Annotated in this window: 12 protein-coding genes; 11 read left to right on the top strand and 1 reads right to left on the bottom strand. The window is 60.1% G+C overall.

Annotated features, from left to right (window positions below):
• Window positions 1–30 precede the first annotated feature (30 nt).
• The 11 genes from HC231_RS12645 to HC231_RS12595 all read left to right on the top strand — a co-directional run bounded on the left by HC231_RS12645 (window position 31) and on the right by HC231_RS12595 (window position 11,242).
• Window positions 31–816: an SDR family oxidoreductase gene (locus HC231_RS12645; protein ID WP_208226996.1), complete on the top strand. Its 786-nt coding sequence runs from the start codon at window positions 31–33 to the stop codon at window positions 814–816.
• A gap of 291 nt (window positions 817–1,107) precedes the next feature.
• Window positions 1,108–1,956, top strand: a complete 849-nt coding sequence (locus HC231_RS12640; protein ID WP_208226995.1) for a VOC family protein — start codon at window positions 1,108–1,110, stop codon at window positions 1,954–1,956.
• Between the two features lie 31 nt (window positions 1,957–1,987).
• On the top strand, window positions 1,988–3,001 hold the full coding sequence (locus HC231_RS12635) for a quinone oxidoreductase family protein (protein ID WP_208226994.1): 1,014 nt from the start codon (window positions 1,988–1,990) through the stop codon (window positions 2,999–3,001).
• A complete protein-coding gene (locus tag HC231_RS12630) occupies window positions 2,998–3,435 on the top strand; it encodes a PaaI family thioesterase (protein WP_208226993.1) in 438 nt (145 codons plus the stop codon). The genes HC231_RS12635 and HC231_RS12630 overlap by 4 nt, the downstream gene beginning before the upstream one ends.
• Window positions 3,432–5,075 carry an ABC transporter substrate-binding protein gene (locus tag HC231_RS12625; protein ID WP_208226992.1) on the top strand — a complete coding sequence of 548 codons (1,644 nt, stop codon included), beginning with the start codon at window positions 3,432–3,434 and terminating at the stop codon, window positions 5,073–5,075. Before HC231_RS12630 ends, HC231_RS12625 begins: the two co-directional genes overlap by 4 nt.
• Before the next feature lie 4 nt (window positions 5,076–5,079).
• Entirely contained in the window at window positions 5,080–6,045 is a 966-nt protein-coding gene (locus HC231_RS12620) for an ABC transporter permease (RefSeq protein ID WP_208226991.1), read from the top strand.
• Window positions 6,046–6,927: an ABC transporter permease gene (locus tag HC231_RS12615; RefSeq protein WP_246494480.1), complete on the top strand. Its 882-nt coding sequence runs from the start codon at window positions 6,046–6,048 to the stop codon at window positions 6,925–6,927.
• A complete protein-coding gene (locus tag HC231_RS12610) occupies window positions 6,924–7,937 on the top strand; it encodes an ABC transporter ATP-binding protein (RefSeq protein WP_208226990.1) in 1,014 nt (337 codons plus the stop codon). The genes HC231_RS12615 and HC231_RS12610 overlap by 4 nt, the downstream gene beginning before the upstream one ends.
• Entirely contained in the window at window positions 7,925–8,890 is a 966-nt protein-coding gene (locus tag HC231_RS12605) for an ABC transporter ATP-binding protein (RefSeq protein WP_425490395.1), read from the top strand. Before HC231_RS12610 ends, HC231_RS12605 begins: the two co-directional genes overlap by 13 nt.
• Before the next feature lie 32 nt (window positions 8,891–8,922).
• Complete coding sequence (locus HC231_RS12600) at window positions 8,923–10,500, top strand: class I adenylate-forming enzyme family protein (RefSeq protein ID WP_208226988.1); 1,578 nt, start codon at window positions 8,923–8,925, stop codon at window positions 10,498–10,500.
• The gene (locus HC231_RS12595; RefSeq protein ID WP_208226987.1) at window positions 10,481–11,242 is read left to right on the top strand and encodes an SDR family oxidoreductase; all 762 of its coding nucleotides are present in this window, start codon (window positions 10,481–10,483) and stop codon (window positions 11,240–11,242) included. Before HC231_RS12600 ends, HC231_RS12595 begins: the two co-directional genes overlap by 20 nt.
• 26 nt (window positions 11,243–11,268) lie before the next feature.
• Here HC231_RS12595 and HC231_RS12590 read toward each other — a convergent pair whose 3' ends face one another.
• The gene (locus HC231_RS12590) at window positions 11,269–12,408 is read right to left on the bottom strand and encodes an amidohydrolase (protein WP_208226986.1); all 1,140 of its coding nucleotides are present in this window, start codon (window positions 12,406–12,408) and stop codon (window positions 11,269–11,271) included.
• Window positions 12,409–12,634: the final 226 nt, after the last annotated feature.

Below are 12,634 nucleotides of genomic sequence, written 5' to 3'. Positions count from 1 at the left end.
GCGGCGATGAATTTCAGAAAGGGGAATGGTATGGATTTCAAGATAGCAGGCAAAGTGGCGCTGGTGTGCGGCGCCGGGAGCGGGCTGGGGCGCGCCATTGCTCAATCGCTTGCCGCCGAAGGCGTGCTGGTGGCGGTCACCGGCCGCACGCCGCAGAAACTGGCGGAAACGGTCGAGCTGATTGAACAAGCGGGCGGCAGAGCGGGCGCCTGGGTGCTGGATCTAACCCGGCCGGCGTCTTTCGACGCGGTGCTGACGGATATCCGTCAGACGCTGGGGCCGGTAGGCATACTGGTCAATAACTCCGGCGGACCGGCGCCGTCGGGCGCCAGCGGCGTCGCGCTCGCCAGATGGCAGCAGGAATTCACCGCGATGGTGGGCTCGCTGATTCATCTGACCGATTGCGTGCTGCCGGATATGCGCGCGGCAGGCTGGGGCCGCATTATCACCAGTTCGTCATCGGGCGTGGTGACGCCGATCGCTAATCTGGCGGTATCCAACACGCTGCGTATGGCGCTGTCGGGCTGGTCGAAGACGCTGGCCGGCGAGGTGGCCGCCAGCGGCATTACCGTTAACGTGCTGGTGCCGGGGCGCATCGCCACCGCCCGCGTTGACCAACTGGACGCCGCGCGCGCCGAACGCGAGGGCGTGCCGGCGGCGGCGGTGAAAGAGAAAAGCCAGGCCGCCATTCCCGTCGGACGTTATGGCGATCCTGCGGAGTACGGCGCGGCGGCGGCGTTTCTCGCCAGCCGGCAGGCGGCGTTCATCACCGGCGCTATTCTGCGCGTGGATGGCGGCATGAGCCCCTGCCTGTAATGCGCGCGCTATGTTCAGGCGGGATAACTTATGAACGCCGCGTTCGGCAGTAACCCGCGATATCGGCCTTCCTGCAGGTTAGCGTGAACGGAAAAAGCCCTCGCAATGCCGCTGCGCGGGCTTTTTGCCAGGTAACGGCGGTGATGACGTAACCGGCGAGCCATAAAAACGTTATTGCGCGTATATTCAATTAGCGCACAAACTATTCACTAATTATCGTTTTGGATTGCAAGCGATATTCGCTAGGTTGATTACCTGTTTAGCACAGACGGATAGGTAAGAGACAAGTCTATGAGTGGTTTGACCCCGGTAGTCGATCACGTCGTTATCAATGTCGCGCAACGGCTTGACGACGCGCATACCCTGTTTCAACGTTTAGGTTTTCAGTTAACCCCCAGGGGGCATCACTCTCTGGGTTCCAGCAACCATCTCGCCATTTTTCATGAAAACTATCTGGAGCTGCTGGGCTTCGAAACTTATAACGCCAACCAGCGCAAAGATCTGTGGAGCGACCCGTTGGGCCTTTCCGGTCTGGTATGGAAAACCCAGGATAGCGATGCGGTTTTCCAACGGTTGACCGCCGTCGGATTGGCGGGCGATCCGCCGGCCTCCTTTTTTCGTCCGGTCGAATTGCCCGACGGCAGCCGGCCCGAAGCCCGTTTCCGCACGGTACGGCTGGCCGCCGAGCGGGTCGCCAACGGACGCAGCTTCTTTTGCCAGCATGAAACCCCGGAGCTGGTCTGGCGTTCGGAATGGCAAACGCATCCCAATGGCGTTACCGACATTGTCGGATTCGTTATTTCGGCGGCGGATCCGCGCGCCGTCTCCAGCCTGTACGGCACGCTCTTCGATTCCGCGCTTATCCAGCCTGACGACGCCGGTGGCTTCCGGTTGCAGGCGGGGAAAACCACGGTGTCGTTTATTACGCCTCAACGCGCGCAGTCGCTGTACGGCGAGGTCGCGGCGGGAGACGGCGGGAGTGAGCGCATGGTGGCGCTGGAATTCGCTGTTTCTTCTCCGGCCGCCAGTTCCCGCTACCTGCAACAACAGGGAATTGCCACCCATGCCCGCTCGCACGATAGCTTTTTGGTCGCGGCGCGGGATGCCTTCAACGTGGCGCTACTCTTTCGGGCCGTTTGAGTCTACCGCTGCTATTTTCGGATAAAAATATATGAAAGCCATAGTGTTACGTGAACACGGCGGCAATGATAAGTTGCGTTTTGAATGCGACTTTCCCGACCCCATTCCAGCTAAGAACGAGGTTCTATTACGCGTTCGGGCCGCTTCGCTGAATTATCATGATGTTTTCACCCGCCGCGGTATGCCGGGGATTCATTTGTCTTTCCCGATTATTATCGGCCTGGATGTCGCCGGAGAAATTATCGCGCTTGGCGAAAACGTTCAGGGCTGGAACATCGGCGATCGGGTTGTGGTGGATCCGATCAACCGGGTTGAAGGCGGACTGGTCGGGGAAACCACGCATGGCGGCCTGGCCGAATTATGCCGGGTGCCGGCTCATCAGCTTATCGCCTTGCCCGACGATATCGGCTTTGCCGAAGCGGCGGCGCTGCCTGTGGCCTATGGCACCGCATTCCGCATGATAACCGCCATCGGCCAGATCCGGCCGGGGGAAAAGGTTTTGATATTGGGCGCCAGCGGCGGCGTGGGCGTCTGCTGCGTGCAACTGGCCAAACTGGCCGGCGCGCAGGTGATTGCCTGCGCCGGTAGCGAAGAGAAGGCGCAACGCCTGCGCCAGCTCGGCGCGGATCATGTCATCCGCTATACCGAGGAAGATTTTATGAAGCAGGTGTTCCAGCGCTATGGCAAACCGGCGCGCCAGCGTAGTGCGGCTCAACCTGGCGGCGTCGATGTGGTGGTTAATTTTACCGGCGGCGACACCTGGGTGAAATCCCTGCGCTGCCTGCGCGTCGGCGGCCGCCTGCTGACCTGCGGCGCCACCGCCGGTTTCAATCCGGCGGAAGATATCCGCTACATCTGGACCTATGAGTTGCAAATCCGCGGCTCCAACGGCTGGGAAAGAGAAGATCTGCACCGCCTGCTGACCCTGGTGCGGGAGAAAAAACTCAATGTCCTGATCGATCGTCAATGGCCGCTGGAGCAGGGGGCCGAAGCGCTGGCCTCGCTGGAACAGCGTCAGGTTATCGGCAAGGTGGTGGTGGTATGAGTACGCGGTTAAGTCAAACGCAAATCGAAGAGAAATTTCGCGCCTCGCCTTTTATCCACTGGCTGAATTTAAAGGTCGAATCCGTGGATTACGACCAGCAAACGCTGACCGTCACGGTGCCGATGCGCGCCGAATTTGAACGCATCGCGGGGAGCGGCCAGTGGCACGGCGGCCCGCTGGCGTCGATTATCGATACCGTCGGCGACTTCGCGCTGGCCATGATCGTCGGCGAGGGGCTGCCCACCATTAACTTTCGCGTGGATTATCTGCGGCCGGCGGTCGACACCTCGCTGCGGGTGGTGGCGCGCGTGCGCCGCAACGGCCGCAGCGTGGGCGTTGCCGATGTGGATGTTTATAACGAACAACATGTTTTGCTGGCTATCGGCCGGGCAAGTTACGCCACCGGAACCGCATCAACAGGAGCGTCTATATGACCGACCGTTTTTCCCGCCGGAATTTCCTCCGCATCCTAGGGGTGAGCGGCTCTTTTGCCGCTTTGTCGTCGCAGGTGACCGGCTTTCGCCTGATCGGCGACGCCTTTGCCGATGAAAGCGCCGTTGCTGCCCCGCGCCGCGGCGGCACGCTGGTGATCTCCTGGGGCGGGCTTGAGCCGCAGGCGCTGTTTGTGCCCGGCGGCGGCGGATCCTCGCCTTTCCAGACCTCCACCAAAATACTGGAACGGTTGCTCAAGCTGGACAACAAACTGCGTTTTCAGCCGGAACTGGCGGAATCAGTGGTGCCCGCCGCCGATTTCAAAAGCTATGAAATCAAACTGCGGCAAGGGGTGAAATGGCACGACGGCACCGATTTTACCGCCGAGGACGTGGTGTTTAACGTGCTTGAACACTGGAAAGCCATTTCGGCCGGCATCGCGCTGAAATCGCTGAACGGCGCCACGGCCGTCGATCCCTTCACCGTGACGCTCAACTTTGATAACCCGGTGCCGGAGTTTTTCCTGAAGTCGATTCTGGCGGGCCAATACCAGCTGGTGCTGCCGAAGCATCTCTATGCCGGTAAGGACATTCTGACCAATCCGCTCAATAACCGGCCGGTAGGCACCGGCCCCTGGGTCTTTGATAAATGGGAGCGCGGCAGCTACGTGGCTTACCGCCGCAACGACGCTTACTGGTCTCCCAACCAGCCCTATCTGAATAAGCTGCTGGTGCGCTGGTGGGGGGATGCGGCATCCCGTACCGCGGCGCTGGAAACGGGCCAGTTGGTCGTGGGCTATTCCAATCCGGTTCCGGCGCGGGAGGTCGATCGCCTGGTAAAAGGCGGACAGGTCGTGCTGGATACCAGCGGCTATGAAAACAGCGCCTGGGCGGTGACGATCGAGTTTAATCAGCGCCGTGAACATGTTAATCGCCGTGAAGTCCGGCAGGCCATTCTGCACGCCATCGATCGCCGGTTTATCGTCAACACCATCTATTTCGGCCGCGGCAAATCAGCGCTGGCGCCTATTTTCAGCAGCAATTCCCTGTTTTACACCGATGATGTGCCGCAATATGAATTCGACGTTAAAAAGGCCGCGGCGCTGCTCGATGCCGCCGGGCTGCCGGTGAAGAACGGCAGCCGTTTTACCGTAAATTTGCTGGCGGCGGCCTGGTTCGAGGAGAACGCCAAACTCGGCCAGTATCTCAAACAGGCGCTGGAGGATATCAATATTAGCGTGCGGCTGGATTCCGTCGATCGCGCGACGGCGTTAAAACGGATTTACAGCGATTACGATTACGATATCGCCATCTCCAACTACACCTCTCCGTTGGAGCCGGTGCCGACGGTAACCCAATTTTTCACCACCGACGGCATTGTCAAGGGCGGCGCATTCCGCAACGCCACCGGCTACAGCAGCCCGGAGATGGACGAATTGGTCGGGAAAATCACCATTGAAACCGATGAAAACCAGCGGCGGGATCTGATCCATCAGTTTGCCCGTCTAGCCAGCACCGATGTGCCGATCGTTCCGTTAGTGGAAATGCAGTCCTATACGCTGGCGCGTAAAAACGTGCGGAATTTCACCACCGCCGCGAATGTGCAGGGCAGTTCGCTCAATGATATATGGCTGGCGGAGTAACGGCATGGCGCGGTTGATCTTTCGCCGGTTGTTGCAGGGCGTTCCGCTGTTGCTCGGCGTGATTATCATCAACTTCATCCTGATGAAGCTGGTTCCCGGCGATCTGCTGGATGTGATGACCGCCGAACAGCAGGTGACCGATCCGGCGATGATCGAACGGTTGCGGTCGCTTTACGGCCTCGATCAACCGGCCTGGCTACAGTTGCTGAAATATATCGGCGCGGTGGCTCGCCTCGATCTGGGCTTCTCCTATCGTCAGAACATGCCGGTGCTGGAGGTTATCCTCGCGCATTTACCCGCAACGCTGATCCTGATGCTGGCCAGCATTTCCGTGGCGCTGTTGGTGGGCATCAGCGCCGGCGCGCTGGCGGCGGTGCGGGTGAACAGCCTGTGGGATTCGCTTATTTCCGCGCTGTCCGTGCTCTGTTTCGCCGCGCCGAGTTTTTGGCTCGGCATCATGATGATTATTCTGTTCGCCGTGAAGCTCGGCTGGTTTCCGGTGGGCGGCATGGAGGAGATCGGCGCGGATGAAACGCTCTGGGGACGATGTCTCGATATTCTCCACCATTTGGTGCTGCCCGCGCTGACCCTCGGCCTGTTTTACGCGGCGACCTACGCGCGGGTCATGCGGGCCTCGATGCTGGAGATCGCACAGCTGGATTTTGTGCGCGCCGCCCGCGGCCGGGGACTGGGGCGTCTGCGGGTGGTGATCGGACACGTTATGCGCAACGCGCTGCTGCCGGTGGTGACGCTGTTCGGTCTACAGCTTGGCACCGTGCTGGGCGGCAGTATCGTGGTGGAGTCCGTGTTCAGTTGGCCCGGCATCGGCCAGGTTCTATTCGACAGCGTGATGAGCCGCAACTATCCCGTGGTGCTGGGGGTATTGGTGCTCAGTTCGCTGGTGGTGATTGTGATTAATATTCTGGTGGACGCGATTTATTTCCGTCTGGATCCGCGGATTCGGAGCTGAATGAAAATGTCTGTGATTACGCCATTAGCCGCCGAAGGTGCGCCGTACCGGCAATTCTTGCGCCATTTTTGCCGCAACCGGGGCGCGGTTTTCGGAGCGTTCATCGTGCTGATTATTCTGATCGCCGCATTGAGCGCCGACTGGATTTATCCGGTCGATCCGCTGCGCATCGTCGCCATACCGGAGATCTGGCCGTTTACCGATGCCCGCTACCCGCTGGGCACCGATTCCCTTGGCCGCGACATCGCCGCGTTGATTATGCACGGCAGCCGCGCCACGCTGATGATTGGCCTGACGGCCAGCGTGGCGGCGACGACCCTCGGCGTGGCGGTCGGGGCCGCCGCCGCCTGGTTCGGCGGTTGGGTGGATGAAGTATTGATGCGTATCGCCGAGCTGTTCCAAATCATTCCCAATGTGGTCTTCGTACTGACGGTGGTGGCGATTCTCGGCCCCCATATCGCCAATATCATCGTCGCGGTCGGTCTGGTTTCCTGGCAACCCATTGCCCGGCTGACCCGCGCCGAATTCCTTTCGGTGAAAGAACGCGAATTTGTGCAGGCCTGCCGCGCCTGCGGCATGGGCAATACCCGGATCATTGTGGCGGAAATCCTGCCCAACGTGATGCCGCCGGTCATCGTGCTTTCCTCTCTGGTGGTCGCCGGGGCGATCCTCTATGAGTCGGTCATCTCATTTCTCGGCCTTGGCGATCCCAATCTTGCCAGTTGGGGACGGCTGGTGGGCGAAGGCCGCACGCTTATCCGCTCCTCCTGGTATATCTGCGCGGTGCCCGGCGTGGCGATTATGCTGGCGGTATTGGCGCTAAACCTGTTGGGCGACGGGCTAAACGACGCTTTGAACCCGAAGCTGCGGGATCGCCCATGAATACGGTGCTGGAAGTCAACAATCTGACGGTGGATATCGTCGGCAGACGCCGGCGGATCAAGGCGCTGGACGACGTTTCACTGACGCTGCATGCGGGCGAAACGCTGGCGGTGGTCGGCGAGTCCGGCTGCGGAAAATCGCTGACCGCGCTGGCGTTGATGGGCTTGCTGCCTGCGCCCTCGGTGTGCATCGGCGGGGGAGAGATCTGGTTTGAACGGCAGAATATCGCGGCGTTGAGCGAAGGTAAAATGCGGCGTCTGCGGGGCCGCCGGCTGGCGATGATTTTTCAGGACCCGATGAGTTCGCTCAATCCGGTCAAAACCGTCGGCGATCAGCTGAGCGAAGTGCTGCGGGCGCATCTTGGCTTATCCCTGCGCGAGGCGTGGCGGCGGGGGATTGAATTACTGGAACAGGTGCATATTCCCGATGCGCCTCGCCGTATGCGCGAATATCCCCATCGTCTCTCCGGCGGCATGTCTCAGCGCGTCATGATCGCCATTGCGATTGCCTGTAAGCCGGCCGTGCTGATCGCCGATGAACCGACTACGGCGCTGGATGTGACCATCCAGGCGCAGATCCTCGCTTTATTACGCGAACTTCAGCGCGATACCGGTATGGCGCTGATGCTGATTACCCATGATTTAGGCGTAGTGGCGGCCATGGCCCAGCGCGTGGCGGTGATGTATGCCGGAAAAAAAGTCGAAGAAGCGCCGGTGTTGGAGCTGTTCGACCATCCGCTGCATCCCTATACCCAAGGATTGCTGCGCGCCACGCCGACATCCGGGCAGCCGAACCAGCGGCTGCTGGATATTCCCGGCAGGGTGCCGTCTCTTGGCGAGCTGCCGGCGGGATGCGCCTTCGCCGATCGGTGCCTGTATGTTACGGATCGGTGTCGGCGGCAGCGGCCTGCGCTAGAGGCGTTACGCCGCGATCATCTGGCGGCCTGCTGGAATGCGGAGCAGGACGTATCGGCGGCGATCCGCCAGGCTAATGGAGGATGGCGATCATGAATGCCGTGCTTGAGGTGCAAAATCTACAGGTGAGTTACCCCACGGGACGAGGGCGGGTTTATGCCCTATCGGGCGTGGATCTATCCCTGTGGCCCGGCGAAACCGTCGGGCTGGTAGGGGAGTCCGGCTGCGGAAAATCCACGCTGGGTAAAGCGGTCATGCGGCTTATCGCCAGCAGCGGCGGGCGGATAAAAGTCAATGGCGACGATATCACCCATCTGAACCGCAGGGCGTTGCAGCCCTACCGCGCGGATATCCAGATGATGTTTCAGGATCCGCAGGGATCGTTGAACCCGCGCCAACGCATCGGTAAAAGCATCGGCCGCCCGTTGGAGGTCGCCGGCTGGGGAAAGGCGGCGATTCGTCGCCGGGTCGGCGAACTGCTGGAGCTGGTGGGGCTGCCCGCCGCCGCCGCATCCCGCTATCCGCATGAATTTTCCGGCGGACAGCGGCAGCGGATCGGCATTGCCCGCGCTTTGATTCTGGAACCTAAAGCGATTATTTGCGATGAGCCGGTCTCGGCGCTGGATGTGTCGGTGCGCGCCCAGGTGATCAACCTGATGCGCGACCTGCAACATCGAACCGGCGTGGCCTATCTGTTTATTTCCCATGATCTGTCGGTCGTGGAGTATATCGCCGATCGTCTATTGGTGATGTATCTGGGGCGAATTGTGGAAAGCGGGCCTACCCGGCAAATTTGGGCCAACCCGGCGCACCCTTATACGTTGGCGTTGCTCTCTGCGGCGCCGGTGGCCGATCCCCGCGCGGCGCGCGCGCAGAATCTGCTGACGGGCGAACCGCCCAGCCCGCTGTCGCCCCCGGACGGCTGCCCGTTTCACACTCGCTGTTCCCATGCCGGCGAGCGCTGCCGTTTGGAACGGCCGCAATTGCGTGACTGCGGCGAGCGGCGCCGGGTTGCCTGCCATTTCCCGATCATTGACATTACTGCTTAACCACTCGGCCATGGCCGTTCTGAGGAATTATCATGACTTCCGACATTAAAAATCTTGGCGACCTTATCGACCGCCAAAGCGATTTGCAACGTGACGCCATTATCGATTTACGTGACGAGGCATCGCCGCGGATCTGGAGCCATCAGCAAATCGACCTGCTGTCCGGCGGCGTGGCGAGTTTTCTCACCAGCCTCGGTCTGCCGCGCGGCAGCACGGTGGGCATCGCTTCGCTGAATCGGGCCGAATATCTGGCGGCGTATTTTGGCATTATGCGTGCCGGGCTGGTGGCGGTACCGCTGAATATAAAAGTGCCGACGGCGACGCTTGAGTATCTGCTGGCGGATGCGGGTATCCGTCTGGTGTTCGTCGATGACGCCCGGCACGCCATTCTGCAAAAAGCGAATTTGCCTGCGGCTATGACGTTGGTTAATTTCGACGGACAGACGGCCGAGGGTTCCTGGCGGCGTATTGTCCCGCAGACGTTTGACAGCGTGGCGCCGGCCCCCGGCGATCTGGCGATGATCCTGTACACCTCCGGCTCCACCGGCCGCCCTAAAGGGGTGCCGTTGACTCATCAGGGACAGCTCTGGGCGCTGCGCGTCACCCGCAGCGGCGGGGTAGAGCCGGACGGCCCGCAGTCCCGCTATCTGCTGGCTCAGCCGCTGTTTCATATGAACGGTCTGTTTCTGGCCAAGCGGGTCTTTGCGGCCAATGGTCTGTTGGTGGTTTTGCCGTCTTTTGACGTGAAACGCTACGTGGATGCGCTTTCGCGTTACCGGATAAATATCGTCACTGCGGTGCCCACCATGTTCGCCCGCCTGATTGGCGACGGCCGTTTACTGGAAGGGCATGATTTTTCCGCGCTTAGCAAACTGATGCTGGGCTCGGCTCCGATGTCGCTTTCGCTGCTGGCGCGTATTCAGGCCGCGTTTCCTCATGCGGTTATCACGCACGGTTACGGTACGACGGAGGCGGGACCGGCGGTGTTCGGACCGCATCCCGACGGTATCCCGACTCCGCCGCTGGCATTAGGCTATCCGTTGTCCGCAGGCGAGGTGAAGCTGGTTGACGGCCCAACGGAAAATGAAGGCGTGTTGTGTATGCGCAACCCGGCGGTAACTCCTGGGTATCACCGGCTGCCGGAAAAAAGCGCGCAGGCGTTTCATGACGGCTGGTACTACAGCGGCGATGTGATGCATCGTGATGAGCAGGGGTTCTATTATTTTACCGGGCGGGCGGACGACATGTTTGTCTGCTCGGGAGAGAATATCTTTCCCGTTGAGGTGGAGAAAACGTTGGAGTCGCATCCGCTGGTGCGCCAGGCCGCCGTGGTCCCTTTGCCGGATGATGAGCGCGGCCAGATGCCCGTCGCTTTTGTCGTACTTCATCCGGAGCATGTCCTCGCCGCTGAGGAACTCAGGCAGCACACACTGCGTCATGGCCCGGCCTATCAGCATCCCCGGCGCATCGCTTTTATCAATGAACTTCCCTGGGCGGGAACCAACAAGGTGGATCGCCATGCCTTGCTGCAATTAGCCCGGGAATTGGAAGCGCATAACACCTGGGCTGCTCCACGGCGGGAGGTCGAAAATGGCAACCGACATTCCTAAGATTGCGCTGGTGACCGGCGCAAGCCGTGGGATCGGCCGGGCCATCGCACTTGCGCTGGCCGCTCAGGGCGTAATTGTGGCGGCGCATTTTCATCACCGGCGGGAGGAAACCGCCCAACTGGTTGCGCAAATAGAACAGGCCGGCGTTCAGGCATTCGCTGTTTCCGCCGACCTGGACGATCCGGACGGCGCGTTTACGCTGATCGGGCAATTACGGTCGGAGCTTATCCGTCGCTACGGCGAGCCGGGATTTGATATTTTAGTGAATAACGCCGGCCTGGACGGTCGTGCGACGATTGCTGAAATTACTCCGGCGCAGCTTGACACAATGTTGCAGGTCAATTTCGTGTCGCCTTTTTTCCTGATTCAGCAAGCGCTTCCTCTACTGCGCGATGGCGGACGAATTATTAATATATCGTCGATGAGTACCCGTGCCGCATTTGCGGATATGGCGGCTTATGCCCCGGCAAAAGCGGCGCTTGAAACCCTGAGCGTGTTGTTGGCCGGCGAGTTGGGGAAGCGGGGGATAACGGTGAATGCGGTGTTGCCGGGGGCGACGGCTACCGAGATGAACCCACGCGCCCGCGATGCGCAATCCGCCGCGCTGATCGCGCAGAGCGTGGCGCTCGGACGGGTGGGGCAACCGGAGGATATTGCCGCGGTGGTCGCTTTCCTGGCCAGTGAGGCCGGAAGATGGATCACCGGTCAACGTATTGACGCCAGCGGTGGTCAGCGCCTGTAACCGGAAGAGCCGCCCCCGCTCGCGGTTTATCGCTGCGCCAGTTTTTGCAATGCTTTGCCCGCCAGAAGATTAAAGTAGTTCGCGGCGGGTAGGATGGCGGCTTCGTCAGGGTTAAACCGCGGGTGATGCAGGCCGAACTCGCTGGCCGAACCGATATTGACGAATACGCCGGGAACATGATGCAGATAAAAGGCAAAATCTTCGCCGCCCATCTGCGGCTGCTGATCGCGTACCCGATAGCCCGTCTCTTCCGCCACCGCCTTGCTGAAGTCCGCCCATTCCCTGCTATTGATGAGCGTAGGCGGACCGGCGTGCCAGCGTAGCTCCGCTTGCGCGCCAAACCCGGCCGCGATATTGCCGATCAGCGCGGCGAGTTTTTGCGGGATGGCCTTTCTGATTTCCACGCTATGGGTTCGCACGGTGCCTTCCAACTCCACCCGTTCAGGCAGTACGTTCCAGGTGTTGCCGCCGCTGACCCGCGTGACGCTGACCAATACCGAGTCCAGCGCGCCGAAGCTGCGGCTTGGCAGCGTTTGCAGCGCGGTAATGAGTTGCGCGGCGACCACGATGCTATCCACCCCTTGTTCCGGGTAGGCGGCGTGCGCTCCCTTGCCGCGCACTAAAATTTCGAAGCGATCGACGTTGGCGTGCATCGGGCCGCTGCGCGTGGCGAATTCGCCTACCGGCAGTCCGGGGGCATTGTGGCCGCCAAAAATCGCGCTGACGCCTTGTAATGCGCCCGCTTCAATCAACTGATTGGCGCCATTGAAGGTTTCTTCCGCCGGCTGGAACAAAATCCGCACGTTGCCGGCCAGTTGCGATTCGCGCGCTTTAAGCAATAGGGCCGCGCCCAACATGATTGAGGTATGCACATCGTGCCCGCAGGCGTGCATCACGCCCTTATGGCGGGAAGTAAATGGCTGCGCCGTCTGCTCATCAATGGGCAAGGCGTCAATATCCGCCCGCAGGGCGATGGTGGGGCCGTCATGGCGTCCGATCTGCGCCGCCACGCCGGTTTTCAGCGGCAGCGGCAGAATATCGATGCCCGCTCCGCGTAGCCACCCGGTGATTTTTTCCGTCGTCCGGTATTCATTATTCGAAAGCTCCGGATATTGATGCAATTCCCGGCGCCAGGCGATGAGTTTTTCAGCCAAGATATCAGTCATATATCGGTTTTTTATAAAAAGAAGGGAAATAAAAAATTAACAACCGAACTATTATTGGTCAAAGGTTTATTCCTGATAAGTTAATACATTAAATAGGTTAAGTGATTTTCCCCGCTGGACGGCATTCTAAATGACGCCGCTATTTTCCCCCTGTTAACGCTCTATTTTCCGCAGCGGCGGAATTCAACTATGGAAAGTTAAAAAAAGCATTTCAAATAGTTGTTTT

Source organism: Brenneria izadpanahii (assembly GCF_017569925.1).
GTDB lineage: Bacteria > Pseudomonadota > Gammaproteobacteria > Enterobacterales > Enterobacteriaceae > Brenneria > Brenneria izadpanahii.
The sequence above is the reverse complement of the archived record's forward strand: the minus strand, read 5'-3'. Positions and strand labels throughout refer to the sequence as shown.